The following is a 24,856-nucleotide window of genomic DNA, read 5'->3' as shown; positions in this document are numbered from 1 at the left end:
CCGATGGGGAGTCCGCGGAGGGCCTGGTTCCCGTTGGCCGCACTGGGGTTCGCGCTGCTCGTGATGGTGGCCGTCGCACTGGTCCCGGACCGCCCCGAGAGCACGCTCGGGTACCAGCGGTTGCACGGCTCCGCGACCAACGAGCTCAACGGCACCGGCCTGGCGAGCGAGCAGCGAGCGATCGCCGTCGCCGTCGACGTGGTGCCCTCGGCGCGGCTCGGCTGGCTCGCCGGCCTCGCCTGCGTGGTCCTCGCCGTCGCCGCCTGGTACTGGCGGCAGCTGCGGCCGCCGCGTCCCGGCCGGTTCCTGCTCGGCACGCTCGGGGCGCTGGCCGCCGTCCCGCTGCTCGACCTGGCCGGCGCCCTCCAGCTCCGGCTCGGCGGCGACGTCCGCGGCGCGCTCCTGGCGACGCTCGGCCTCCTGGTGCTCGCTGCCTGCGAACGCAGCTGGTTCCTGCTGGCCGTCACCGGCGTGTTCACGCTGGTCGCGACGGTTTTCCTGCCCCCGGTGGCCGGCGCGCTCGCCGCGGCGGGCGTCCTGTTCGCGGCCGCCTTCGCCGTGCTCCTGCGGCCGCGTCCGGACGGGCCCGCCACCGCCTGACCAGCGCCGTGGACAATGGACCGGTGAGCACCGAGCCCAGCCACTCCGAACCCGACACCGCCACGCCCGCCGAGGCGGTGCCCGATCCGGCCGCCGACGCGCCCGAGAACCCGGAGGTGCCGGCGAAGCCGCTGCTGCCGAAGCGGCGGGTCGGCTGGGTCTTCGCGGTCGCCGTCGTGTTCTGGGCGATCGACCTGGTGTCGAAGAACCTGGTCGTGGCCAACCTGGAGGGCAAGGAGCCGGTCAAGGTCCTCGGCGGGCTGATCTACCTGCAGGTGATCCGCAACCCCGGCGCCGCCTTCTCGATGGCCACCGGCATGACCTGGGTGCTCGCCCTGGTCGCGCTCGCCGTGGTCATCGCGATCGTCTGGCTGTCGCGGCGGCTGCGCTCGATCGGCTGGGCGATCGGCCTCGGCCTGGTGCTCGCCGGCGCCACCGGCAACCTGACCGACCGCATCTTCCGCGCGCCCGGTGGGCTGCAGGGCCACGTCGTCGACTTCATCTCGGCCTTCGCCCCCAACGGCAAGGGCTTCGCGATCTTCAACATCGCCGACTCCGCGATCTGCGTCGGCGGCGCCCTGATCGTCCTGCTGTCCCTGCTGGGCAAGGACTACGACGGCACGTCGACCAAGGACAAGAAGAAGGCCGAGCAGCAGCAGGAGGAGCAGGCGTGAGCTCGCGGATGCTCCCGGTGCCCGACGGGCTCGACGGGATGCGGGTCGACGCCGGCCTGGCCAAGCTGCTCGGGCTCTCGCGCACGGTCGTCGCCGAGCTCGCCGAGTCCGGGGACGTGCTGCTCGACGGCCGTCCCGCGGGCAAGTCCGACCGCCTGTCCGGCGGCGGCCTGCTGGAGATCACCCTGCCGGAGCCGGCGAACCCGGTCGAGGTCGTCGCGCAGCCGGTCGAAGGCATGCAGATCCTGCACGACGACGACGACATCGTGGTGATCTCGAAGCCGGTCGGCGTCGCGGTCCACCCGAGCCCGGGCTGGACCGGCCCCACCGTCGTCGGCGGCCTCGCCGCGGCCGGCCTGCGGATCGCGACGTCGGGCGCGGCCGAGCGCCAGGGCGTGGTCCACCGGCTCGACGCGGGCACCACCGGCGTGATGGTGGTGGCCAAGAGCGAGCACGCCTACACCGTGCTCAAGCGCGCGTTCAAGGAGCGCACGGTGGACAAGGGCTACCACGCGATCGTCCAGGGCCACCCGGACCCGACGCGCGGCACGATCGACGCCCCGATCGACCGCCACCCGCGCCACGACTACAAGTTCGCGGTGGTCCAGGGCGGCCGCCCGAGCGTGACGCACTACGAGGTCGTCGAGGCGTTCCGGGCGGCGTCGCTCGCGCACATCAAGCTGGAAACCGGGCGGACGCACCAGATCCGCGTCCACTTCTCGGCGCTGCGGCACCCCTGCGTCGGCGACCTGACCTACGGCGCCGACCCGGTCCTGGCCCGCCACCTCGGCCTGAGCCGGCAGTGGCTGCACGCGAAGACCCTGGCCTTCGCCCACCCCGCGGACGGCCGCTGGGTCGAGTTCGAGTCGGAGTACCCGGACGACCTGGCGAAGGCCCTGGAAATCCTGCGCGACGAGAGCTATTAGTCCTCGATCGACCAGGTGAGGGTGCGCTCGTCCGGCTCCGGCCGCGGGCTCCAGCGCACCGAGACGACGCGGGTGGCGTCCGGCAGCACGTACACCGTGTGGCCGCCCAGTGTCTCGCCCGGTTTGACGCCGATCTTGTGCGGCGGCCGGGACGTCAGCGACACCGGTGCCTTGCCGATCGCCTGACCGTCGGCGGCGAGCAGTTCGAGGTAGTTGTCCGGCAGTGACGCGAACGGGATCGACCCGCGGTTGGTGATCTCGGTGTGCACCACGACCGCGCGTTCGCCGTCCTCCAGGCGGTAGCCGGCCGCGCTGAACAGGTAGTCGGCCGGGTCCTGGACCTCCAGGAGCTGCACCGACAGCTGCTCGCCCTCCAGGCCCTGGGTCTCCATGACCTCGCCGAGCCGGCCCTGCTTGCCGGCCGCGGGCCCGCTGGTCCGCGCGGGTTCGTCGCCGCGGGCCCACGACGCCGTCTGCGGGACGCCCCAGGTGCTCACGGCCGGGTCGAGCGGCACCGGCGGCGGCGTGAACGGCCGGGGCGGGCGCGGTGGTTGCTGCTGCTGGGGCGGCGGGCCCGGGTAGCGGCCGGACGGCGTGCCCTGGACGTTGTACGGCCCCGAGGGTGCCCCTTGCACGGTGTACGGCCCTGACGGCGCGCCTTGGACGTTGTAGGGCCCGGAAGGAGCGCCCTGGACGTTGTACGGCCCCGAAGGCGTCCCCTGGACCGGCGGCGGCATCGGCGGCATCGGCGGCTGCGAAGGCACCGGCTGCGAAGGCGGCGGGAACTGCTGCTGCGGCGGCCGGTTCGCCCACGACGGCGGCGCCCCGGCGATGGCCGCGCGCAGGCCGTTCGGGTCGCTTTCGACGCCGACGAGCAGGGGGAGCCCGCTGCCGGAGAGGGCGACCAGCCGGTAGGCGACCTCGCGGGGGTCCATGCCGACCTTGGCCGCCAGCTCGTGCACCGCCGCCTTGCCGAGGTCGGCGAGCGCGGCGAGCAGGCGGGTATCCACGGGATCGGTCACGGCCACCTGAAGAACGCTACCTCCTGGCCGATCCGCGGCGCCGCAGGCCGTCCGCCCCGGGCGAACGGCGCGGCGTTTCTGTCGGTGATCTCCGTTAGGGTCGGCCGAGAGCACATCAGCCGAAGCTGGGGGTCCTGCCATGACCGCGGTCACCGAACTCGCCGACGAGTTCGTCGAAGCGCTGTTCGCCGCCGATCCGCTGACGCCGGCTCTGCTGGGCATCCGCCCGGCGGAGCCCGGCCTGGCGGACCTGTCGGCCGGAGCCGAGCGCGCGTTCCGGGCCCGGCTGGTGGCGTTCCTCGAGCGGGCCCGCGCGCTGGAGCCGGACAGCACCGAGGACCGGGTCACCCGCGAAGTGCTGATCACCACGGCCGAGAACCGCATCGCCTCGATCGACAGCCGGCTCGTCGAATTCGCCGTCACCGACCTGTCCATCGGGCCCGCGGCGGGCCTGCTGATGGCCCTGCCGATGACGACGGTGACGGCGGGCGAGGCCGCGCAGGCCCAGCTCGGCCGGCTGGCCGCGATCCCGGAGTACCTGCGCCAGGCCGCGCGGCGGCACGCCGAGGGCATCGCCGATGGCCTGCTCCCGGTGGCCCACCTGGTCGACGCCGCGGTCGCGCACCTCGACCGCTACCTCGCCGACCCGGCCGCCGACCCGCTGCGCCGCCAGCCCGCCCCGGACGAGGAGTTCGAGCGGCGGCGGGAGGAGCTGCTCACCGACGTCGTCCGGCCCGCTTTCGCCGAGTACCGCGAGTTCCTGATCGCCGAGGTCAAGCCGCACGGGCGCCCCGCGGAGCGGCCCGGCGTGTCCTGGCTGCCCGGCGGCGCGGAGACCTACACCGCCTTGGCGCGGATGCACACGACCACCGAGCTCACCCCGGAAGAACTGCACCGGATCGGGCTCGACACCGTCGAGGCGCTCGCCGCCGAGTACCGCGAGCTGGGGCTGAAGGTGTTCGGCACCGACGACCTGGCCGCGATCTTCGAGCGCCTGCGCACCGACCCGGGGCTGCGCTGGCGCAGTGCGGACGAGCTGCTGGAGACCGCCCGCACGGCCGTCGCCCGGGCGACGGCGGAAGCGCCGAAGTGGTTCGGCCGGATCCCGGAGCAGCCGTGCACGGTCGAAGCGGTGCCGGCGGAGGTCGCGCCCGGCGCGCCCGCGGCGTACTACCTGCGCCCGGCCGGCGACGGCTCGCGCCCGGGCATCTACTTCGCGAACACTCACGAAGCCACCGAGCGGCTGCGGCACATGGCCGAAACGACGGCGTTCCACGAAGCCGTGCCGGGCCACCACTTCCAGCTCAGCATCGCGCAGGGGCTCACCGAGCTGCCGCTGCTGCGCCGCATCGGCATGTTCAACGCCTACGTCGAGGGCTGGGGGCTCTACAGCGAGCGCCTCGCCGAGGAAATGGGGCTCTACTCCGACGACGTCGCCCGGCTCGGCATGCTGGCCGGCGATTCGCTGCGGGCGGGCCGGCTGGTCGTCGACACCGGGCTGCACGCGCTGGGGTGGAGCCGGCAGCAGGCGGTCGACTACCTGCTCGAGCACACGCCGGAGGCGCGCCCGGAGATCGAGTCCGAGGTCGACCGCTACATCGCCTGGCCGGGCCAGGCGCTCGGGTACCTGGTGGGGCGGCGGGAGATCCAGCGTGCCCGGGCCCGCGCGTCGCAGCGGCTCGGCTCGCGGTTCGACGTCCGCGCGTTCCACGACCTCGTGCTGGCCGGCGGCCAGCTGCCGCTGTCGGTGCTCGCCACGGTCGTCGACGAGTGGGTGGCCGGGCACGGCGACACCGTCGACGGCCTGGCGAGCGAGCTCGTCGAGCTGTCCTTCGAGCAGGAGCCGCTGCACCCGTCGGTACTCGGGCTGCCCGCCGGCCACGACCGGCTCGGCGACCAGACCCGGGCCGCGCAGGAGCGCTTCCGCGTCGCGTACCGGGCCCTCGCGGATCGTGCGCGGGCCCTGGCCATCAAGGGCCTGGCGCCGGAGGAGGCCGTCACTCGCGAGGTCGTGATCGCGGCCGCCGAGGTCGAGGCCGATCGGCTCGGCGCGCGGTCGGCCGATCTCGGCGTCAGCGACGGGCTGACCGCGCCCGCCCTCGGGCTGCTGATGTACCTGCCGTACTACGCGCTGGACGACGAGAAGAAGGCGCGCGGCTACCTGGCCCGGCTCGCCGCGATCGAGCCGTTCCTCGCCGACCTGGCCGAGCGGCAGCGCGAAAGCCTGGCCGAAGGCCTGGTGCCGCCGGCGTACCTGGCCCGCGTCGGCATCGAGTACATCGAACGCTACCTGGCGGCGGCGGACACCGACCCGCTGAAGGTGAGCACGACCGCGGCCGTCGAGGGCTTCGAAGCCGAGCGCGACAGGCTGCTCGCCGAGGTCGTCCACCCGGCTTACGCGCGCTACCGCGACTTCCTGCGTGACGAGGTCGAGCCGGTCGGGCGGCCGGAGACCGCGCCGGGCATCTCCCACGTGCCGGGCGGGGCGGAGCGATACGCGGCGCTGATCCGCGCGGAAACGACCACCGAGCGCACAGCGCAGGAACTGCACGAGACCGGGCTGGCGCTGATCGGGAAGCTCGCGGAGGAGTACCGCGAGCTGGGCGCGAAGGTGTTCGGCACCACGGAGCTCGGCGAGATCTTCGAGCGCCTGCGCACCGATCCGGCGTTGCGCTGGCGCGACGGCGAGGAACTGCTGTCCGCGGCCCGCGACGCGATCGCCCGCGCCGAAGCCGTCGCCCCGCGGTGGTTCTCGCGCATTCCGGCCGAGAAGTGCGAGGTCGCCCCGGTGCCGGAGGCCGACGCGGCGAGCGGCACGATCGCCTACTACCTCCAGCCGTCGCTAGACGGCACGCGCCCGGGCACGTACTACGCGAACACGTACGAAGCCGAGAAGCGGCCGCGGTTCACCAGTGAGGCGATCGCCTTCCATGAAGCCGTTCCGGGGCACCACTTCCAGCTCAGCCTGGCGCAGGAACTGCGGGACCTGCCGCTGCTGCGGCGGATCGGCATGTTCAACGCCTACGCCGAAGGCTGGGGCCTCTACGCCGAGCGGCTCGCGGACGAGATGGGCCTGTACTCCGACGACGTGTCACGGCTGGGCATGCTGACGCAGGATTCGATGCGGGCGGGCCGGCTGGTCGTCGACACCGGGCTGCACGCGCTGGGCTGGAGCCGGCAGCAGGCCATCGACTTCCTGGTCGAGCACACGCCGATGGCGCGGCTGGAGATCGAAGCGGAGATCGACCGGTACGTCGGCTGGCCGGCGCAGGCACTGGGCTACATGGTCGGGCGGCTGGAGATCCAGCGGCTGCGGGCCGAGGCCGAGCGGGCGCTGGGCGAGCGGTTCGACATCCGCGGCTTCCACGAAGTCGTGCTGGGCCACGGCATGCTGCCGCTGTCCGCGCTGGCGAAGGTGGTCGGGGACTGGGTGGCCGGGCAGCTCGACACGCCCGGGAAGCTGGCCGATGAGCTGCTCGCGCTGGACTTCGAACGGCAGCCGCTGTACCCGTCGCTGTACGGCCTGCCCGGCGATCCCGGCCGGCTGCCCGATCCGAGCGCGGCGACCGAAGCCCGGCTCCGCGCGGGCTACGCGGCGATCGCCGCGCGGGCCGCGGCGCTCGGCACCGCAGGGTTGTCCGCCGAGGAGCGGGTCACCCGCGAAGTCGTGCTCTCCCAGGCGAAAGCGGCCATCGACGAGATGGACTCCGGTCGCGCCGACATCTCGGTCAGCGACGGGCTCGCCGCGCCCGCGCTGCAGTTGCTGCTCTACCTGCCGCAGACGGTGCTCGACGACGAGCCGAAGGTCCGCGGGTACCTGAGCCGGCTCGCCGGAATGGGGGACTACCTCGACGCGCTGATCGAGCGGCAGCGCGCGGCGGCGGGCGAAGGGCGGGTGCCGCCGGGCTTTCTGGTGGCCGTCGGCGTCGAGTACGTCGACCGCTACCTCGGCGCGCCGGGGAACGACCCGCTGCGGGTGACACCGGCGCACGCGCTCGAAGGCTTCGAGGCCGAACGCGATCGCCTGCTCGCCGAGGTCGTCCGGCCGGCCTACCGGCGGTACCGGGACTTCCTGGCCGACGAGCTCGCGCCGGTGGCCCGGCCCGAGACGTCGCCGGGCATCGGTGCCCTGCCGGGTGGTCAGGAGCGCTACGCCGCGCTGATCCGCGTCGAAACGACGACCGAGCGCACGGCGCAGGACCTGCACGACACCGGGCTCGCGCTGATCGGGAAGCTGGCGGGGGAGTACCGCGAGCTGGGCGGGAAGCTGTTCGGCACCACGGACCTCGCGGAGATCTTCGACCGGATCCGGACCGACCCGGCGCTGCGCTGGCGGGACGGCGAGGAGCTGCTGGCCGGGGCCCGGGCCGCCATCACCCGCGCGGAAACCGTGGCGGGGCAATGGTTCTCGCGGGTGCCGGAGCAGCAGTGCCGGGTGGCGCCGGTGCCGGAGGCGGACGCGGCGAGCGGCACGATCGCGTACTACCTCCAGCCGTCGCTCGACGGGACGCGCCCGGGTACGTACTACGCGAACACGTTCGAGGCGGAGAAGCGGCCGCGGTTCACGAGTGAGGCGATCGCGTTCCACGAAGCGGTGCCGGGGCACCACTTCCAGCTCAGCCTGGCCCAGGAGCTCACCGAGCTGCCATTGCTGCGCCGGATCCTGCACGTCAACGCCTACGCCGAAGGCTGGGGCCTCTACGCCGAGCGCCTGGCCGACGAGATGGGCCTGTACTCCGACGATGTCTCCCGGCTGGGCATGCTGACGCAGGATTCGATGCGCGCGGGCCGGCTGGTCGTCGACACCGGCCTGCACGCGCTCGGGTGGAGCCGGCAGCAGGCGGTCGACTACCTCGCCGAGCACACGCCGATGGCGCGGCTGGAGATCGAGGCGGAGATCGACCGGTACACCGCCGACCCGGCCCAGGCGCTGGGCTACATGGTGGGGCGGCTGGAGATCCAGCGGCTGCGGGCCGAGGCCGAGCAGGCGCTGGGGGCGGCGTTCGACATCCGCGAGTTCCACGACGTCGTGCTGGGCAGCGGCACCCTGCCGCTGCCGGTGCTGTCCGGCGTGGTCGCCGAGTGGGTGGCGCGGCGCCGTGACACGCCCGAGAAGCTCGCGGACGAGTGCCTGGCGCTGATGTTCGAGGCGCAGCCGCTGCTCCCGTCGGTGTACGGCCTGCCGGGCACGCACGACAAGCTCGCCGACCAGACCGCCGAAGCCGCCGCCCGGTTCCGCGCCGGGCTCGCCGGCGTCATCGCGCGCGCCGAGGCGCTCGACGCGGCGGTGCTGACACCGGCCGAGCGCGTCACCCGGGACGTCGTGATCTGGCAGGCCCGCACCCGGATCGACGTGCTCGATTCCGGCCGGGCGGACATCGCGGTGAGCGACGGGCTGGACGCACCGGCCCTCAGCCTGCTCACGGACCTGCCGCAGACGATCCTCGACGACGACGGCAAGGCCCGCGGCTACCTGAGCCGGCTCGCCGCCATCGGCACGTACCTGGACCAGGTGATCGAGCGGCAGCGGGCCGCGCTCGCCGAGGGGCTGGCACCGCCGGAGTTCCTGGCGCGCATCGGCGTCGGCTACGTCGAGCGGTACCTCGCCGACCCGGAGAACGACCCGCTGAAGGTGCCGGTCCGGGGCCTAGAAGCCGAGCGTGACCGGGTGCTGGCCGAGGTGGTGCGGCCGGCCTACCGGCGGTACCGGGACTTCCTGGCCGACGAGGTCGTCCCGGTGGCCCGGCCCGAGACGTCGCCGGGCCTCGGTGACCTGCCAGGCGGGCCGGAGCGCTACGCGGCGCTGATCCGGGCCGAGACGACGACCGGGCGCACGCCGCAGGACCTGCACGATACAGGCTTGGCGATCATCGAGCGGCTGGCGGGGGAGTACCGCGAGCTGGGCGCCGAGCTGTTCGGCACGAGCGAGCTCGCGGAGGTCTTCGACCGCATCCGCACCGACCCGGCCCTGCGCTGGCGCGACGGCGACGAGCTGCTGGAGTCCGCCCGCGCGACGATCACGCGCGCGGAAGCCGTGGCCCCACAATGGTTCTCACGGGTTCCGGAGCAGAAGTGCCAGGTGGCGCCGGTACCGGACGCGGAGGCCGAAAGCGGCTCGATCGCCTACTACATCGAGCCGTCCCTGGACGGTTCCCGGCCGGGCACGTACTACGCGAACACGCGCGACGCGGATCAGCGGCAGCGGACGCTGAGCGAGTCCGTCGCCTTCCACGAGGCGGTGCCGGGGCACCACTTCCAGCTGACGCTCGCCCAGCAGCTGACCGATGTCCCGCTGCTGCGCCGGATCGGCATGTTCAACGCCTTCGCCGAGGGCTGGGGCCTCTACGCCGAGCGCCTCGCGGACGAAATGGGGCTGTACTCCGACAGCACGGCCCGGCTCGGCCTGCTGACGCAGGATTCGATGCGCGCGGCCCGGCTGGTCGTGGACACGGGCCTGCACGCGCTGGGCTGGAGCCGGCAGCAGGCGGTCGACTTCATGGTCGACCACACGCCGATGGCCCGGATCGAGATCGAGGCCGAGGTCGACCGGTACGCGGGCCTCCCGGGGCAGGCGCTCAGCTACATGGTGGGCCGCCTGGAGATCGAGCGGCTGCGCGCCGAAGCCGAGCAGGCGCTGGGCGTGGCTTTCGACATCCGGGAGTTCCACGACACGGTCCTGGGCAGCGGCACCCTGCCGTTGCCGGTCCTGGCGGACGTCGTGGCGGAGTGGGTGGCAAGGCGAGCGGCAAAGGACGCCCGGTGACATCAGCACCGCGGCCGAGACGAGAGCTGAACTCGGCGGCACAAGCCGCCCCTGACGAGGAGTGAACGTGACCTGGCTCGAGCTTGCCGAAGACCACCCCTTCGGCCTGCACAACCTGCCCTACGGCGTCTTCTCCGTCGGCGGGGCGCCCGAGCGGCGGGTCGGCGTGCCCGTCGGCGACCAGGTGCTCGACCTGACTGCCGCGGCCACCGAAACGGCCGCCGCCTTCGCGCCGCTGCTCACCGTCGGCGTCCTCAACCCGCTGCTGGCCGCCGGGCCCGCCAGCTGGCGCGAGGTCCGTGAGCACCTCACCGAATGGCTCACCGAGCCCCGCTACGCCGACCAGCTGCGGCCGCACCTCCACCCGCTGGCCGAGGTCACCACCCACCTCGCCTTCGACGTCGCCGACTACGTCGACTTCTACTCCAGCGAGCACCACGCCCTCAACGCCGGCAAGATCTTCCGCCCGGACGCCACCGAGCTCCCGCCCAACTGGAAGCACCTGCCGATCGGCTACCACGGCCGGGCCGGCACCGTCGTCGCGTCGGGGACGCCGGTCGTCCGGCCGCACGGGCAGCGCAAGCCCCGCAACGCCGATGCCCCCTCGTTCGGCCCGTCGCAGCGGCTGGACATCGAGGCGGAGGTCGGGTTCGTCGTCGGCACCCCGTCCGTCCCGGGCACCCGGGTGTCCACAGCGGACTTCGCGGACCACGTCTTCGGCGTCTGCCTCGTCAACGACTGGTCGGCGCGCGACATCCAGGCCTGGGAGTACCAGCCGCTGGGCCCGTTCCTCGGCAAGTCGTTCGCGACGTCGGTGTCGCCGTGGATCGTCCCGCTGGCCGCGCTGGAGCACGCGCGCGTCGACGGCCCGCCGCAGGATCCCGAGCCGTTCGACTACCTCCGGACCGACGAGAAGTGGGGGCTGGACCTGGCCCTGGAGATCCGGCTCAACGGCCACCTGGTGTCGAGCCCGCCGTTCGCGACCCAGTACTGGACGGCCCCGCAGCAGCTGGCGCACATGACGGTCAACGGCGCGAGCCTGCGCACCGGCGACCTCTACGCCTCCGGCACGGTGACCGGCCCCGGACGCGACCAGCGCGGTTCGTTCCTGGAACTGTCCTGGGGCGGCCGGGAACCTCTGGAGCTGCCCGGCGGCGTGACGAGGACGTTCCTCGAAGACGGCGACGAGGTGGTGATCAGCGCGACCGCCCCCGGCCCGGGCGGCACGCGCGTCGGCTTCGGGGACGTGCGGGGGACGGTCGTCGCGGGTGGATAGTGGCGGTACCCACATCGGAAGGAGCCGGGCAGCGCGCATAATGACGAGCGACTAAGCGCTCGCTCACCGCGAAAGGACGCCCATGAGGATCGGGACCGGGATCAGCTACTCCGGAGGCTTCGCCGAAAGCGTCGCCGACATCGTCGAACTGGAGAAGGCCGGCCTCGACGTCGTCTTCGTGCCGGAGGCCTACTCCTTCGACGCGGTCAGCCAGCTCGGCTACCTGGCCGCGAAGACCGAGCGCGTCCAGCTGGCGTCCGGCATCTTCCAGATCTACACCCGCACGCCGACGCTGACCGCGATGACCGCGGCCGGCCTCGACTTCGTCTCCGACGGGCGGTTCATCCTCGGGCTCGGGGCGTCCGGCCCGCAGGTCATCGAGGGCTTCCACGGCGTGAAGTACGACGCGCCGCTGGGCCGCACGCGCGAGATCGTCGACGTCTGCCGCCAGGTGTGGCGCCGCGAGCGCGTGGTCCACGAGGGCAAGCACTACACGATCCCGCTGCCGCCGGAGCAGGGCACCGGGCTCGGCAAGCCGCTCAAGCTGATCAACCACCCGGTGCGCGAGCGCATCCCGGTGCTGCTGGCCTCGATCGGGCCGAAGAACGTCGCGCTGACCGCCGAGATCGCCGAGGGCTGGCAGCCGATCTTCTTCCACCCGGAGAAGGCGGCCGACGTCTGGGGTGCGTCCCTGGCCGAAGGCCAGGCCAAGCGCGACGCGGCCCTGGGCGAGCTGGACACGTTCGTGACGGTGGCGCTGGCCATCGGCGACGACGTCGAGCCGCTCCTCGACCACGTGCGGCCGATGCTGGCCCTCTACATCGGCGGCATGGGCGCGCGCGGCAAGAACTTCTACAACGACCTGGCCTGCCGCTACGGCTACGAGGCCGAGGCGAAGCTGATCCAGGACCTGTACCTGGACGGCAAGAAGGAAGAAGCGGCGGCGGCCGTCCCGCTGGAACTGCTGCGCGCGATCTCCCTGGTCGGCCCGGCGGGCTACGTGAAGGAGCGCGTGGCGGCCTTCGCCGAAGCGGGTGCGACGACGCTGATCGTCAGCCCGCTGCAGCCGGGTCGCGAGGCCCGGGTGGCGGCGGTGTCGCAGCTGCGCGAGCTGATCGGCTGAGCCATCGCCCCCTCGCCGCAGTGCCGCGAATGACTCGTTCGGGACCGCCGACGTCCCGGATGAGTCATTCGCGACGCGCTCAGACGGGAGTCGCGTACACCGCAACCCGCGTGCCGGCGAACCCGGCGCCGTCGTACGTCCCATCGCTGGTGATCAGCCGCAGCTCCGGCCCGGTTCCCTCCGGCGCCACCAGCGCGCTGTCCGGCTCACTCGCCGGGAACACCGACGTCTGCCGCACCGCGAACCGCGTCTCCTGGCCTCTGGTGTCGCGCACCGTGATCACCGCTTTCGGCAGGAGCTTGCCCAAGCGGGCGAACGCTCCCGCCGCGTACCCGAAGTTCGCGTGCGCCGACAGCACCGCCACCCCGGGCGCGCCCGGCACCGGCCCGTCGGCGAACCAGCCCACCCCCGCAGCGGTTCCCGGCTGCTCCCGGCGGCCGTCCACATGACCGAGCGGGACCACGTGTTCCAGCGTGAGGCCCAGTGCCGGGATCAGTACCGCCATCGGCGGCGCCGCGGCCACCGAAGGCCGGTCCGCGGCCGGGGTGATCGCGGGCTCCGGGGCGAGCACCGACGTCACTCCGAGCAGGACGCAGCCGAGGCCCGCGACGACCGCGAGCACGACGGCGGCCGGCCGCACGAGCTCGGCTCGCCGCTCGGGCCGTTGCATCTCTTTCCCCTGCTCCACGCCGGTTCCGATGTCCGATTAATCGCCGTGCGCACACCGGCGTTACCGAATCGTGTCCAGTGGCACCCTAGTTCACTCGATCGGGTTATCTCACTGTGACCTTCGCGTCAGAAACGCACCTCCGGAGGGCCTCAATCCCGGAAATGTCCGGCAAAGCGCCGTGAGATCGGACATCATTGCTGGTTTCAAACCGTCGAACCGGGGATATTCACCAGGCGGAAGTGAGGTGCGCCGAGCTGTGCGAAAAAGAGAAGAGCCCGCGGTGGGCGTGCTGGACGTCGGCTCGTTCAGCGCCCGGCTCGTGGTGGTGCCGGTGTCCGGCTCACCCCGTGAGCCGCTGGTCAACCACCAGACGCGGCTGCGTCTGGATCGCGAGCTCGACGTCCGCGGCCGCCTCTCCGACCGGGGCATCGAGGCCGTCACGGCCGCCGTCGCGGCGGGCATGACCACGGCGTACCGCCACGGCGTCCGCGACGTCTACCCACTGGCCACCTCCTCGATCCGGGACGCGGCCAACGCGGCGGACGTCGTCCGGCACGTCGCCGGCGAGACCGGGGTCGAGCTGCGCTTCCTCTCCGGCCGTTGCGAAGCCGAGCTGACCTACCTCGCCGCCCGCCGCTGGTACGAGGCCTCCGGGCCGATGCTCGTGCTCGACATCGGCGGCGGCACGGTCGAACTGGCCGCCGGCTCCGGCGAGAAGGCCACCTTCGCGCGCTCGCTGCCGCTGGGTGCCCGCTCGATGACCCGGGACTGGCTGCCGTCGGAGCGCGTCTCGAACAAGCAGGTCAAGGCCCTGCGCGCGCACGCTCTGGACGTCGTCACCACCACCCTGGGCGCCGCTGACGTCGACGATCCGCGGGTCATCGGCTGCTCGAAGGTGCTCCAGCAGCTCGCGCGGCTGGCCGGCGCCCGCCCCGGCAAGTGCAAGGAACTGCGCCTCGACGACCTCCGCGCGTGGATCCCGCGGCTGGCCGCGCTGCCGCCGTCGAAGCGCGCCGAACTGCCGGGCATCTCGCGCAGCCGCGCCCACCAGGCCCTGGCCGGCGCGATCGTCGCGGAAGCCCTGCTGACGGTCGCCGGCGGCAAGGTGACGATCTGCCCGTGGTCGACCCGCGACGGCCTGCTGCTCACCCTGCAGGACAAGGCGCGGGCCGCGGCGGCCGAGCGTGCGGCCTGAATCAGCTGGCCGTCACCGGGAAAACCGGGTATCCCGGAAAGCATGAGCGAGCAGCAGCGCCTCCACGGCCGCGACGACGAAGACGAAGAGCTCCCGAAGCTCCCGACCCCCGGCAAGCTGACGCACGACGTGCCGACGGCCCCGGACCCGGACGTGAGCCCGGGTGGGACCGAGGAAGTCCCGGCCCCACCCGGACGCGAGGCCGCTAGCGACCTTCCTCAGTGATCGGGTTGGACGGTTCCGCGTACTGACGCACCGATTCCGAGTCACGCCGCATCGGCGCACGCCCCGGTGGCTGCTTCGGCGGCGTGCCGGCGTCGATCTTCGGGATCGCGTACTGCCGCGGCTCCGCCGTGACGGTGATGCGCTCGCCGTGGTGCAGCACTTCCAGCGGCGCACCGGCGACGACGTGGTAGGTGGCCTGGTCGGGGTCGATCTCGACCTGGAACCGGGTGCCGCGGAACATCAGGCGGAAGGTGATCCGCGCGAGCTGCGGGGGCAGCCGCGGCGCGAAGGCCAGCGTCCCGCCGTGGTCCCGCAGGCCGCCGAACCCGGCCACCGCGCCCTGCCACGCCCCGGCCAGCGACGCCATGTGCAGGCCGTTGCGCACGTTGTTGTGGACGTCGTGCAGGTCGGTCAGCGCGGCTTCGGCGAGGTAGTCGTAGGCCAGTTCCAGATGCCCCACCTCGGCGGCCACCACCGCCTGCGTCCCCGCCGACAGCGACGAGTCGCGCACGGTCCTAGCCTCGTAGTAGGCGAAGTCGCGCGCCTTCTCCTCCGGGCTGAACGAGTCGCCGCACAGGTGCAGCGCGAGCACCAGGTCCGCCTGCTTGACGACCTGCTTGCGGTAGAGGTCGAAGTACGGGTAGTGCAGCAGCAGCGGGTAGTGCGCCTGGTCGGTGCCCTCGTAGTCCCACTCGTCGTGGTCGAGGAACCCCTCCGACTGCGGGTGCACGCCGAGTTCTTCGTCGTACGGCAGGAACATCGCCGCCGCGGCCGCGCGCCAGGAGTCCAGCTCGACGGTGTCGACGCCGAACCGCGCCGCCACTTCGGGGTGCCGCTCGCACGACTCCGCCGCCGCCTGCAGGTTCCGGCGCGCCATCAGGTTCGTGTAGACGTTGTTGTCCGCCACCGCCGAGTACTCGTCCGGCCCGGTGACGCCGTCGATCCGGAAGGTGCCGTGCCGGTCGTGGTGCCCGAGCGACGCCCACAGCCGCGCGGTTTCCAGCAGCAGCTCCGTTCCGTAGTCGCGCTCGAACTCCTCGTCGCCGGTCGCGTTGAGGTAGCGCAGGACGGCGTCGGCGATGTCCGCGCTGACGTGGAACGCCGCCGTGCCCGCCGGCCAGTACGCCGAGCACTCGGCGCCGTTGATCGACCGCCACGGGAACGCCGCGCCGCGCAACCCCAGCTGGTGCGCGCGTTCCCGCGCTTTGTCCATTGTGGAGTGCCGCCAGCGGAGGGCGTCGCGTGCCGCGTCCGGGATGGTGTAGGTGAGCACCGGCAGGACGAAGGACTCGGTGTCCCAGAAGGCGTGCCCGTCGTAGCCGGGCCCGGTCAGCCCCTTGCCGGCGATCGCGCGGCTTTCCCCGCGGGCCCCGGCCTGCAGGATGTGGAACAAGGCGAACCGGACGGCCTGCTGGAGTTCGGGATCGCCTTCGATCTCGATGTCCGAGGTGGTCCAGTAGTCGTCGAGGAACTCGCGCTGCTCGGTGAGCAGGCCCTTCCAGCCGGTCTGGCGGGCGCCGGCCAGCGCCGCCTCGACCTGCGAGCGCAGCGCCGGCACCGAGCGCTGCGCGGACCAGCCGTAGGCGAGGAACTTGGTGATCCGCAGCCGGCCGCCCTTCGGCACGTCGACGGCGACGGTCAGCCGCGCGAGGTCCTCCTCGGAGTGGATGCGGGCGCGGATCCCGTCGTCCACCTCGATCTTGTGGTCCATCGCCGCGGCCATCCGCAGCCCGGACCGGCGGGTCTGGTGCACCAGCACGGCGTTGTAGTCCGACGCGCGGTGGAACTCGCCGACCAGCGGCGAGTTCAGCGCGGCGGCCACCCGCGGGTCGCTGGTGTCGGACTCGATCGGCTCGTTGGCCAGCAGGTCGGACTGGACGACCAGCTGCAGGTCCTCGTCGAGCGGCTCGACCTCGTACCGGATCGCGGCGATCGCGCGCTGGGTGAACGACACGAGCCGCTCGGTGCGCACGCGCACGCGCCGCCCGGTCGGCGACGACCACTCGGTGGTCCGGCTCAGCGTGCCCTTGCGGAAGTCGAGCACCCGGTCGTGCGCGGTGGCCGCGCCGTAGCGCATGTCCAGCGGCTCGTCCTCGACGAGCAGCCGGATGATCTTGCCGTCGGTCACGTTGACGACGGTCTGGCCCTCTTCGGGGTAGCCGTAGCCGGCCTCGGCGTAGGGGAGTTCGTGCTGCTCGTAGAAGCCGTTGAGGTAAGTGCCGGGCAGGCCGCGCGGCTCGGCCTCCTCGAGGGTGCCGCGCAGGCCGATGTGGCCGTTGGACACCGCGAACGCCGATTCGGTGCGCTGCAGGGCGTCGACGTCCATGCCGCGCCAGCGCAGGGCCCACGGCGAGCATTCGTAGCCGTGCGGTTCGGTCATCGGTCCTCCAGCAGGTCGGCGAGGTCGTCGACGACGATGTCGGCCCCGTGGGCCTTCAGTGCGGCGGCCTGGTCGGCCCGGTTCACGCCCACGACGTACCCGAAGCCGCCGGCCTTCCCGGCCTGGACGCCGGACTGGGCGTCCTCGAAGACGGCCGCGTGCGTGGGCTCGACGCCGAGCGCCGCGGCGCCGGCCAGGAACGAGTCGGGCGCGGGCTTGCCCTTCAGGTGGCGTTCGCGGATGACGATGCCGTCGATGCGCGCCTCGACGTACTTGCTGAGGTCGGCGCCGTCGAGCACCTTGGCGCCGTTGGCCGACGACGTCACCACGGCGATCCGCAGCCCGGCGGCTTTCGCGGCTTCGAGGTAGCGCACCGAACCCGGGTACGGGTTCACCCCGCGTTCGTCGATGATCTTGAGGACCAGTTCGTTCTTGCGGTTGCCGACGCCGTTGACGGTCGGGGCGTCCACCGGGTCGTCCGGTTCGCCCTCGGGCAACGCGATCCCGCGCGACCGCAGGAATTCGCGCACGCCGTCGGCGCGGGGGCGGCCGTCCACAAAGGCCGCGTAGTCGTGGTCGGTGAACTCGCTGAACCCGGCGCCGTCACGGGCGCGGAGGAATTCGTCGAACGTCCGCTTCCAGGCCTCGCGGTGGAGGATCGCCGTGCCGGTCAGCACTCCGTCGAGGTCGAACAGGCAGGCGGTGATGGTATCGGGCAATCCCGTCATGCCCGCACGCTACCGGTGTTCGCCGTCGACCGCGGGGTGCGGGCGCACTCGGTGGATGAGTTCGTGGACCGTGGCGTCCGCCAGGCGGTACCGCACCACCCGGCCGGTGCGTTGGGGCGTGACCAGCCCGTGCGCCCGGAGCAGCCGCAGGGCCTGCGACACCGCGGTGTCCGTCATGCCGGTGGCCGCGGCGAGGTCGGTGACGCTGATCTCGCGGGCGTAGTGGATGGAGACCAGCAGCGCCAGGCGCGAGGGATCGGCGACCACGGAGAAGCGCCGCGCCCACTCTTCGATGACGGCGCGGTCGCCGAGGCCGTCGACCGCCGCCGCGACGCGTTCCGGGTCGATCAGCTTGCGGTCGGTGTCCACCCCCGGATGATTCCACCCGCGCCGCGGCCGGACCACCGGTGGCCTGGGTCACGCCGCGCTTGACGCTCGCCGCACCGCGGGCGAGTCTTAAGACAGTTGTCATAACCGAGGAGCCCGCATGACCGACGTCGAAGCCCCGGTCCGTTCGAAGACCATCACCTGGCAGGACCCCCTGGAGACCGCTCGGCTCGGCGCCACGATGTCCGGCCTGGAGTACATGCGGGCGATCGCCGAGGGCCGCGTCCCGCCGGCGCCGATCGCCGCGCACTTCGGCCTGCGCTGGGAAAGCGTCGCACCGGGCGAGGTCGTCGCGGTCGCCGAACCGGACGAGTCGCTGTACAACCCGATCGGCATGGTCCACGGCGGCGTGGCGGCGACGATGCTGGACTCGGTGGTCGGCTGCGCGGTCCACACGACCCTGCCGGCCGGCGTCGGCTACGCGTCGGTGGAGCTGAAGGTGAACTACCTGCGCGCCATCCACGCGGGCCGCGGGGAGATCCGCGCGACGGGCCGCGTCGTGAAGGAGGGGTCGCGGATCGCCTTCGCCGAGGGGGAGATCCGCGACGCCGAGGGCAAGCTGCTGGCCACGGCGTCGGGGACCTGCGTCATCACGCGCTAGATCGGCTGCTTGACGTCCCAGTGCTCGACGAGCAAGCCGTCCTCGACGCGCAGGATGTCGACGACCGCCATCCCGCCCACGTGCAGGTGGGCGACGACGAGGTCGTCCTCCGCGACGACGTGCTTGATCTCCGCGCTCGCGCCCGCCAGCGGCGAATTCTTCACGGCGTCGGTGAACGCCTCGCGGCCGGAGGGCAGGCCGGGGCTGTGGGTGACGAAGTCGGGGTGCAGCGCGGCCTTCGCGGCATCGAAGTCCTTGTGCACGAACAGGTTCTCCAGGCAGTCGACGACGATCATGCGGTTCTTCGCGGATTCGCTCATGTCCTTGATGGTCGGCCGTCCGGGCGGCGGCGTCGATTACGCCGGAGGTCATCAGCGCGGCGGGCGGACCCGCCGGGCACGGATCGCGTCGCCGCCGCCGTACCGGCCGATGACCGCGGCCAGGAGCCTCTGCGCCTCTTCGACCCGCTCCATGCCGTACTCCGCCTCGATCTCCTCCTGGAGTTCCCGTCGCAGCACCCGCGTCGCCTCCACCGCGGCCACCGCGTGCGCGGTCAGGTGCAGCAGCTTCGTCCGCGCGTCCGCCGGGTCGGGCTCGCGGCGCAGCAGCCCACGGCGTTCGAGATCCGCCACGGCTTTCGACGCCGCCTGCTGGGTGACGCCCATCCGCTCGGCCAGCGCGGTGATGGACAGCGGGGCGGCCAGGACGTGCTGGATCACGACGCCGTCGTTGAAGCGCAGGTCGCTGAAGCCCCGGGTCGCGAGCCGCCGCTGGACCTCGTCCGTCATCGCCCAGCCCGCGAAGAGGGCCGTCAGTGACAGGTCGAGGCTCTCGGCGGTAGGATCCACAACCATGGTTGTGGAATCTAGCAGAGTGCCGGCGGAGCTGGCGGAAGCGTTCGTGCGCGTGGCGCACCGGATCGTCTGGTGCACCCTGGTGACGGTCGACCGGCGGGGGAGACCGCGCTCCCGGGTCGTCCACCCGATCTGGGAACCCACTCCGGACGGCCTGGTCGGCCGGCTGTTCACCCGGCCGACCCCGTTGAAGCTCGCGCACCTGGCGGCGTCGCCGTACGTATCGTGCTCGTACTGGGACCCGCAACACGAGGTGGCGGTCGCGGAATGCCGGGCGGAGTTCGAGGACGACGAAGAGACGCGCAAGTCCCTGTGGGACCTGTTCGCGGCCACGCCGGAGCCCCTGGGCTACGACCCGAAGATCCTCGGCGGCGAGGACCACCGCGACCCCAAGATCACGGTCCTGCGCCTGACCCCGTGGCGGCTGTCGGCGGGCGGCGAAGCCTGGCGCGCGGCTTAGGCGGCACCCACCCGGCGGTCGAAGACCAGGCCTTCGGCCGCCCGCAGGCCGACGCTGATCGCCCCGGTCAGCACCGCGTCCTCGCCCAGCTCGCCCTGGACCACCTTCGGCACCAGCGGCGTGAACGCGTGCAGCGCCCGGTCGATCGGCTCCAGCAGCAGGTCCGCCGCCGTGCCCATGCCGCCGCCGAGGACGATCAGTTCCGGGTCGATCACCGCCGCCACCGAGGCCACCGTGTACGCGAGGCGGTCGGCTTCCGCCGCCAGGGCCTGCCGGGCCAGCTCGTCGCCTTCGCGGGCCAGGCGGAACACCTCGCGGGCCGATTTCGCCGTGCCCAGGCCGAGTTCCCGGGCGCCCTGCACGACCGACTGGGCCGCCGTCGCCTCTTCGAGGTGGCCGCGGGCCGGCGGCGTGCCGGGCTCGTCGGCCGCGCGCGTGCGGCCGTACGGGAGGTAGCCGATCTCGCCCGCCGCGCCGGTCGCGCCGCGGAACACCCGGCCGTCGACCATCAGGCCCATGCCGACGCCGGTGCCGATCGTGATGCAGCCGAACACCGACGCCCCGCGCGCGGCTCCGCTTTCCCACTCGCCGACCGCGGTGAGGTTCGCGTCGTTCTCCACCATCAGGTCCGGGCCCAGCGCCGCTTCGAGGTCGTCGATCAGGCCCGCGCGGCCCCAGCCCGGCAGGTTCGGCGCGTGCCGGAAGCACCGCTTCTCCGGATCGGCGACACCGGGGGAGCCGACCACGCGGACAACGATGTCGCCGGCCGAAAGACCGGCCTCCGCGACCGCCGCGGCCGCGATCTTCCCGACCGCGGTCACCAGCGCCGCCCCGGACCGCGCGGTGTTGCGCTCGTCCCGGCGCGCCACCAGCGTGCGGCCGAGGTCCGACACCGCGACCCGCAGGTGCTCGCGGCCGATGTCGACGCCCAGCACGTACCCCGCGGTGGGGTCGGCTTCGTACAGCACGGCCGAGCGCCCGGTGCCGGTGGACGTCTGCCCGGTCGGGCGCGCCAGCCCGGCGGCTTCCAGGGCCAGCAGCGCCTGGCTGACCGTCGGCTTCGACAGCCCGGTGTCCTTCGCGACCTGCGGCCGGGTCGCCGGCCCGCCGCGGCGCAGCAGGTCGAGCACCGCCCGCTGGTTGATCTTGCGCATCCCGGCGGGGGTACCGACCGTGGGGATCTCTACGCCGGCCACCCGTGCCCGCCTCCTGTCGTCCTCGTGCTGCCTGCCACGCTAGCCGTCCCCGCGCCGAGCGCGCCGGAATACCCGCGATTCGCGGCCCGTTGAGCGGAGCATGAGCACTCCGGGACGCGGCCGGGTCCGCGTGGCACAGGGCGCGAAGAGGGTGCGGGTGTTCCTCGGCGGGCAGGTCGTCGCGGACACGGTGCACCCCCTCCTGGTGTGGGAAGTTCCGTACTACCCCACGTACTACATCCCGCGCGCGGACGTCGTGAGCGGCGTTCTCACCCCCTCCGGCCGGACGGCGCACTCGCCGAGCCGCGGAGAAGCTGTTCTGTCGACGATAAAGGGTGCCGCGGCCGAGGCGGTGGACGGCGCGCTGGAGTACCCGGATTCCCCGATCGAAGAGCTCCGCGGCCACGTCCGCTTCGAGTTCGGCGCCTTCGACTGGTTCGAAGAGGACGAGCGGATCTTCACGCACCCGCGCGACCCGGGCGTCCGCGTCGACATCCTCCCGAGCTCCCGCCACGTCCGCATCGAGGTCGACGGCGTGGCGGTGGCGGACTCGGTGCGGCCGCACCTGCTGTTCGAGACGGGCCTGCCGACCCGCTACTACCTGCCCCGCGTGGACGTCCGGATGGACCTGCTGTCGAAGACCGACGTGGTGACGCACTGCCCGTACAAGGGCGCCGCCGAGCACTTCGACGTGGCCGGGCACGAGGACCTCGCGTGGAGCTACCCGACGCCGCTGCCGGAGAGCATCCGGGCCGCGGGACTGGTGGCGTTCCTCGACGAGAAGGTGGACGTCTACGTGGACGGTGTGCGACAGGACCGGCCGAAGACGAAGTTCGCCTGACCTCGTACAGCGGCGCCCGCTCCGCCATCCGGCGCTGTGGCGGCGCACACATTCGGCGGCTTCCGCTGTCATCTCGTCACAGAGATGGGCGAACTCGGCTACTCCGCGTTGACGTCGTGTCAAGGGGTCCTTAGCGTGGCGCGCACCCCGCCACCACCCAGCAAGGGATCCCCGATGGCCAGTCCCACCACCGAACAGCCGGAGCCCGGGCAGGTCGGCCGCCGCCGCTTCCTGACCTACCTGGTCGCCGCGCCCACGCTCACCGTCGCCACCAAGCTCACCACCGACGCGGTGGCCCCGGCCCGCGCCGAGGCCGTCGTCCCGACCCTGCCGCAGCCGGCGGAGATCCTCGACCTCGGCGACGTCCTGACGCTGTCGTGCGCGCCGACCGCCGGGATGCTCGTGCTCGAGCTGACCGCCGACGGCCGGGCGCGGCTGCAGCTGCCGCGCGCGGAGGTCGGCCAGGGCATCACGACGGCGACCGCGATGCTCGTCGCCGAAGAGCTGGACCTGCCGCTCGACCGCGTCGACGTCGTGCTCTCCGACGCCCGCACCGAACTGCTGTTCAACCAGCTCACCGGCGGGTCCAACACGATGCGCTCGCTCTACGACCCGGTCCGCGCCACCGCGGCGACCGCCCGCGCCCGGATGGTCGCGGCGGCCGGGGCGCAGTGGGGGACCGACGCGTCGCGACTGTCCACACGCGACGGTGCGGTGTGGGCGCCCGACGGGCGCAGCGCCTCCTACGGCGTCCTCGCCGGGCCAGCGTCCCGCTCGGGCCTGAGCGTCGGGGCGATCCGGCCGAAGGCCGAGTCGGCGCACACGCTCGTCGGGACGCCGACCTCGCGCAAGGACGCCCGCGCGATGGTCACCGGGAAGCAGGTCTACACGCTCGACCTCGACGTCCCCGGCGCGAACCCGGTGATGGTGCGCCGGCCGCCGACCATCAACGGCACCGTGAAGAAGGTGAACAACGAGGCCGCCGTCCGCGCCATGCCCGGGATCATCGACATCGCCGTCGTCCCGACCGGGGTCGCGGTGATGGCCGAGACCTTCGGCCAGGCGCTCGACGGCAAGAACGCCCTCGACGTCACCTGGGGCCCGGGCACGGTCGACGGCGAGGACAACGAAACGATCAAGAAGAAGCTGCGGGCCGCCGCACTGCCGTTCGTGGTGCCGCCGCTGCTGACCCAGTACGTCGACGGCGAGTTCGACTTCGCCTTCGCCAGCCACGCGCCGATGGAGTCGAACTCCGCAGTCGCCGACGTCCGGGAGGACAGCGCGACCATCTGGGCCGGGCTCAAGTCGCCGATCGTGGCGAAGCAGACCATCGCGCAGGAACTGGGCCTGCCGGAGAACAAGGTCACCGTGCACGTCCAGCAGGGCGGCGGGTCGTTCGGGCGGCGGCTGTTCTTCGACGCGGCGCTGGAAGCCGCGCACATCTCGAAGGCGATGAAGAAGCCCGTCCGGCTGATGTGGAGCCGGATCGACGACATGCGCCACGGCCGGGCGCGCGCGGCGAGCTACCACCGGATCCGCGCGACCTTCGCGCTCGGGCAGGTGCTGACGTTCGAACACCGCGTCGCGAGCGTCGAAACCGACTGGAGCCACGGCCTCGGCGAGATCCTGACGGCGTTCGCGGCGAAGCTGCCCGTCGGCGGCAACCTGAGCTTCGCGCAGACGGTGTTCCTGCTGACCGTCAAGTCGCCGTACAACTTCGGCGTCACCACGCAGCTGCTCAACGAGGTCCCGCTGAAGTTCCACACCTCGGCGTGGCGGTCGGTCTACTCGGCGAACACCCGCGGCGCCGAAGAGATCATGGTCGACGAGATCGCCGCGAAGCTCGGCAAGGACCCGGTGGCCTTCCGCCGCGAGTTCATCAAGGAGCCGCGGCAGCGCGCGGTGCTCGACAAGGTCGCCGAGCTCGGCGAGTGGGGCAAGAAGATGCCGGCCGGGTTCGCGCAGGGGATCGCGGTGCACGGCGAGTACAAGTCCTACACCGCCTGCCTGGTCGAGCTGGACGCGCGCGACCCGAAGCACCCGCGCGTCACGAAGGCGACCATCGCCGTCGACGTCGGCAAGCCGGTGAACCCGCGCGGGATCCAGGCGCAGATGCTCGGCGGCCTGACCGACGCGATCTCCACGACGCTCACCGCGGGCCTGCACATCGACCAGGGGCTGCCGCTGGAGGGCAGCTACTCGCAGTTCCACTACGCGCGGCAGAAGAACTCGCCGACGGACGTCCAGGTGCACGTCATGCCCGCGACCGGGGACATCGGCGGCGCGGGCGAGCTGGGCCTGCCGGCGCCGGTCGGCGCGATCGCCAACGCCTACGCCCGGGCGACCGGGATCAAGCCCCGCAGCTTCCCGATCACCTTCCCGGTCGACTTCGACCCGTTCCCGCGCTGAGGAGAACCATGCCGAACTACACCTTCGTGGTGAACGGGAAGACCGTCACCGTCGACGCGCCCGCCGACCTGCCGATGCTGTGGGCGCTGCGCGACAAGCTCAAGGTCCGCGGGCCGAAGTACGGCTGCGGCATCAACGTCTGCAAGGCCTGCACCAGCCACCTCGACGGCGAGGCGTTCAACCCCTGCGTCACGCCGGTGTCGGAGTGCGCCGGGCGCGAGGTCACCACGATCGAGGGCCTGGCCGACGGCGACGAGCTGCACCCGGTCCAGGAGGCGTGGCTGGAGCAGGACGTCGCCCAGTGCGGGTACTGCCAGCCGGGCCAGATCATGGCGGCGGTCGCGCTGCTGAAGAAGACGAAGAACCCGACGGACGCCGACATCGACGCCATCCAGAACGTCTGCCGCTGCGGCACCTACTTCCGGATCCGGGAGGCGATCAAGAGCGCGGCCGCCAAGATGGCCTGACGCGGATGCGGAGGTTCGACAAAAGAACCTCCGCATCCGCGGTTCTTGTAGCAAGTTCA

General features: G+C 72.6%; 21 protein-coding genes. 13 read left to right on the top strand and 8 right to left on the bottom strand.

What is annotated here, in order from left to right:
• The first annotated feature begins 3 nt into the window (after positions 1-3).
• From ACWEVN_RS02945 to ACWEVN_RS02935, 3 genes are all read left to right on the top strand, one after another.
• Positions 4-600 (top strand): hypothetical protein, encoded by a 597-nt coding sequence (locus ACWEVN_RS02945; RefSeq protein ID WP_452049994.1) that lies wholly within the window; start codon positions 4-6, stop codon positions 598-600.
• A 77-nt stretch (positions 601-677) separates the two neighbouring features.
• Entirely contained in the window at positions 678-1,274 is a 597-nt protein-coding gene (lspA, locus tag ACWEVN_RS02940; RefSeq protein WP_449685506.1) for a signal peptidase II, read from the top strand.
• A complete protein-coding gene (locus ACWEVN_RS02935) occupies positions 1,271-2,200 on the top strand; it encodes an RluA family pseudouridine synthase (protein WP_285449820.1) in 930 nt (309 codons plus the stop codon). The genes lspA and ACWEVN_RS02935 overlap by 4 nt, the downstream gene beginning before the upstream one ends.
• On the opposite strand, the gene ACWEVN_RS02930 is transcribed toward ACWEVN_RS02935, so the two are convergent.
• On the bottom strand, positions 2,197-3,228 hold the full coding sequence (locus tag ACWEVN_RS02930; RefSeq protein WP_452049993.1) for an AsnC family protein: 1,032 nt from the start codon (positions 3,226-3,228) through the stop codon (positions 2,197-2,199). The genes ACWEVN_RS02935 and ACWEVN_RS02930 overlap by 4 nt on opposite strands.
• Positions 3,229-3,361: 133 nt before the next feature.
• Here ACWEVN_RS02930 and ACWEVN_RS02925 point away from each other — a divergent pair, with 133 nt between their 5' ends.
• From ACWEVN_RS02925 to ACWEVN_RS02915, 3 genes are all read left to right on the top strand, one after another.
• Positions 3,362-9,985, top strand: coding sequence for a DUF885 domain-containing protein (locus ACWEVN_RS02925; protein ID WP_452049992.1), 6,624 nt, complete (start codon positions 3,362-3,364; stop codon positions 9,983-9,985).
• Positions 9,986-10,046: 61 nt separating this feature from the next.
• Positions 10,047-11,261 (top strand): fumarylacetoacetase, encoded by a 1,215-nt coding sequence (gene fahA / locus ACWEVN_RS02920; RefSeq protein WP_452049991.1) that lies wholly within the window; start codon positions 10,047-10,049, stop codon positions 11,259-11,261.
• Between the two features lie 82 nt (positions 11,262-11,343).
• Positions 11,344-12,384, top strand: coding sequence for an LLM class F420-dependent oxidoreductase (locus ACWEVN_RS02915; RefSeq protein WP_452049990.1), 1,041 nt, complete (start codon positions 11,344-11,346; stop codon positions 12,382-12,384).
• Positions 12,385-12,463: 79 nt separating this feature from the next.
• On the opposite strand, the gene ACWEVN_RS02910 is transcribed toward ACWEVN_RS02915, so the two are convergent.
• Positions 12,464-13,054 (bottom strand): class F sortase, encoded by a 591-nt coding sequence (locus ACWEVN_RS02910; RefSeq protein ID WP_452049989.1) that lies wholly within the window; start codon positions 13,052-13,054, stop codon positions 12,464-12,466.
• A 256-nt stretch (positions 13,055-13,310) separates the two neighbouring features.
• Here ACWEVN_RS02910 and ACWEVN_RS02905 point away from each other — a divergent pair, with 256 nt between their 5' ends.
• A complete protein-coding gene (locus tag ACWEVN_RS02905; protein ID WP_449685474.1) occupies positions 13,311-14,249 on the top strand; it encodes a Ppx/GppA phosphatase family protein in 939 nt (312 codons plus the stop codon).
• 42 nt (positions 14,250-14,291) lie between these two features.
• Positions 14,292-14,474 carry a hypothetical protein gene (locus tag ACWEVN_RS02900; protein WP_449685475.1) on the top strand — a complete coding sequence of 61 codons (183 nt, stop codon included), beginning with the start codon at positions 14,292-14,294 and terminating at the stop codon, positions 14,472-14,474.
• On the opposite strand, the gene ACWEVN_RS02895 is transcribed toward ACWEVN_RS02900, so the two are convergent.
• Genes ACWEVN_RS02895 through ACWEVN_RS02885 form a run of 3 tightly spaced genes read right to left on the bottom strand, consistent with a single transcriptional unit; the run spans position 14,455 to position 17,951 of the window.
• Complete coding sequence (locus tag ACWEVN_RS02895; protein ID WP_452049988.1) at positions 14,455-16,854, bottom strand: glycoside hydrolase family 65 protein; 2,400 nt, start codon at positions 16,852-16,854, stop codon at positions 14,455-14,457. The two genes, ACWEVN_RS02900 and ACWEVN_RS02895, sit on opposite strands and share 20 nt — an antisense overlap.
• Complete coding sequence (locus ACWEVN_RS02890; RefSeq protein WP_452049987.1) at positions 16,851-17,582, bottom strand: HAD family hydrolase; 732 nt, start codon at positions 17,580-17,582, stop codon at positions 16,851-16,853. Before ACWEVN_RS02890 ends, ACWEVN_RS02895 begins: the two co-directional genes overlap by 4 nt.
• A 9-nt stretch (positions 17,583-17,591) precedes the next feature.
• A complete protein-coding gene (locus ACWEVN_RS02885) occupies positions 17,592-17,951 on the bottom strand; it encodes an ArsR/SmtB family transcription factor (RefSeq protein ID WP_452049986.1) in 360 nt (119 codons plus the stop codon).
• 118 nt (positions 17,952-18,069) lie between these two features.
• Here ACWEVN_RS02885 and ACWEVN_RS02880 point away from each other — a divergent pair, with 118 nt between their 5' ends.
• Positions 18,070-18,570 (top strand): PaaI family thioesterase, encoded by a 501-nt coding sequence (locus tag ACWEVN_RS02880; protein WP_452049985.1) that lies wholly within the window; start codon positions 18,070-18,072, stop codon positions 18,568-18,570.
• Here ACWEVN_RS02880 and ACWEVN_RS02875 read toward each other — a convergent pair.
• Both ACWEVN_RS02875 and ACWEVN_RS02870 read right to left on the bottom strand, forming a co-directional pair.
• Positions 18,567-18,890 carry a nuclear transport factor 2 family protein gene (locus tag ACWEVN_RS02875; RefSeq protein ID WP_452049984.1) on the bottom strand — a complete coding sequence of 108 codons (324 nt, stop codon included), beginning with the start codon at positions 18,888-18,890 and terminating at the stop codon, positions 18,567-18,569. The two genes, ACWEVN_RS02880 and ACWEVN_RS02875, sit on opposite strands and share 4 nt — an antisense overlap.
• A 51-nt stretch (positions 18,891-18,941) precedes the next feature.
• Complete coding sequence (locus ACWEVN_RS02870) at positions 18,942-19,424, bottom strand: MarR family winged helix-turn-helix transcriptional regulator (RefSeq protein ID WP_452049983.1); 483 nt, start codon at positions 19,422-19,424, stop codon at positions 18,942-18,944.
• Between ACWEVN_RS02870 and ACWEVN_RS02865 the strand changes: the two genes are divergently transcribed.
• Positions 19,423-19,884: a pyridoxamine 5'-phosphate oxidase family protein gene (locus ACWEVN_RS02865; RefSeq protein WP_452049982.1), complete on the top strand. Its 462-nt coding sequence runs from the start codon at positions 19,423-19,425 to the stop codon at positions 19,882-19,884. The genes ACWEVN_RS02870 and ACWEVN_RS02865 overlap by 2 nt on opposite strands.
• On the opposite strand, the gene ACWEVN_RS02860 is transcribed toward ACWEVN_RS02865, so the two are convergent.
• Entirely contained in the window at positions 19,881-21,080 is a 1,200-nt protein-coding gene (locus ACWEVN_RS02860; RefSeq protein ID WP_449685482.1) for an ROK family protein, read from the bottom strand. The genes ACWEVN_RS02865 and ACWEVN_RS02860 overlap by 4 nt on opposite strands.
• 100 nt (positions 21,081-21,180) lie before the next feature.
• Between ACWEVN_RS02860 and ACWEVN_RS02855 the strand changes: the two genes are divergently transcribed.
• From ACWEVN_RS02855 to ACWEVN_RS02845, 3 genes are all read left to right on the top strand, one after another.
• A complete protein-coding gene (locus tag ACWEVN_RS02855; protein WP_452049981.1) occupies positions 21,181-21,921 on the top strand; it encodes a DUF427 domain-containing protein in 741 nt (246 codons plus the stop codon).
• A 174-nt stretch (positions 21,922-22,095) separates the two neighbouring features.
• On the top strand, positions 22,096-24,330 hold the full coding sequence (locus tag ACWEVN_RS02850; protein ID WP_452049980.1) for a molybdopterin cofactor-binding domain-containing protein: 2,235 nt from the start codon (positions 22,096-22,098) through the stop codon (positions 24,328-24,330).
• 8 nt (positions 24,331-24,338) lie between these two features.
• A complete protein-coding gene (locus ACWEVN_RS02845) occupies positions 24,339-24,797 on the top strand; it encodes a (2Fe-2S)-binding protein (protein ID WP_003056009.1) in 459 nt (152 codons plus the stop codon).
• Positions 24,798-24,856: the final 59 nt, after the last annotated feature.

Source organism: Amycolatopsis sp. NPDC003861, assembly GCF_053605405.1.
Note: the sequence above shows the minus strand (reverse complement) of the source record. Positions and strands in the feature narration are given on the sequence as shown.

What these genes read in the sequence shown, in the direction of transcription:
- ACWEVN_RS02945 (WP_452049994.1), top strand. Translation starts at nt 4, where the DNA reads ATGGGGAGTCCGCGGAGGGCCTGGTTCCCGTTGGCCGCACTGGGGTTC.
- ACWEVN_RS02925 (WP_452049992.1), top strand. Translation starts at nt 3,362, where the DNA reads ATGACCGCGGTCACCGAACTCGCCGACGAGTTCGTCGAAGCGCTGTTC.
- ACWEVN_RS02915 (WP_452049990.1), top strand. Translation starts at nt 11,344, where the DNA reads ATGAGGATCGGGACCGGGATCAGCTACTCCGGAGGCTTCGCCGAAAGC.
- ACWEVN_RS02910 (WP_452049989.1), bottom strand. Translation starts at nt 13,054, where the DNA reads ATGCAACGGCCCGAGCGGCGAGCCGAGCTCGTGCGGCCGGCCGCCGTC.
- ACWEVN_RS02900 (WP_449685475.1), top strand. Translation starts at nt 14,292, where the DNA reads ATGAGCGAGCAGCAGCGCCTCCACGGCCGCGACGACGAAGACGAAGAG.
- ACWEVN_RS02895 (WP_452049988.1), bottom strand. Translation starts at nt 16,854, where the DNA reads ATGACCGAACCGCACGGCTACGAATGCTCGCCGTGGGCCCTGCGCTGG.
- ACWEVN_RS02890 (WP_452049987.1), bottom strand. Translation starts at nt 17,582, where the DNA reads ATGACGGGATTGCCCGATACCATCACCGCCTGCCTGTTCGACCTCGAC.
- ACWEVN_RS02880 (WP_452049985.1), top strand. Translation starts at nt 18,070, where the DNA reads ATGACCGACGTCGAAGCCCCGGTCCGTTCGAAGACCATCACCTGGCAG.
- ACWEVN_RS02875 (WP_452049984.1), bottom strand. Translation starts at nt 18,890, where the DNA reads ATGAGCGAATCCGCGAAGAACCGCATGATCGTCGTCGACTGCCTGGAG.
- ACWEVN_RS02865 (WP_452049982.1), top strand. Translation starts at nt 19,423, where the DNA reads ATGGTTGTGGAATCTAGCAGAGTGCCGGCGGAGCTGGCGGAAGCGTTC.
- ACWEVN_RS02870 (WP_452049983.1), bottom strand. Translation starts at nt 19,424, where the DNA reads ATGGTTGTGGATCCTACCGCCGAGAGCCTCGACCTGTCACTGACGGCC.
- ACWEVN_RS02855 (WP_452049981.1), top strand. Translation starts at nt 21,181, where the DNA reads ATGAGCACTCCGGGACGCGGCCGGGTCCGCGTGGCACAGGGCGCGAAG.
- ACWEVN_RS02850 (WP_452049980.1), top strand. Translation starts at nt 22,096, where the DNA reads ATGGCCAGTCCCACCACCGAACAGCCGGAGCCCGGGCAGGTCGGCCGC.
- ACWEVN_RS02845 (WP_003056009.1), top strand. Translation starts at nt 24,339, where the DNA reads ATGCCGAACTACACCTTCGTGGTGAACGGGAAGACCGTCACCGTCGAC.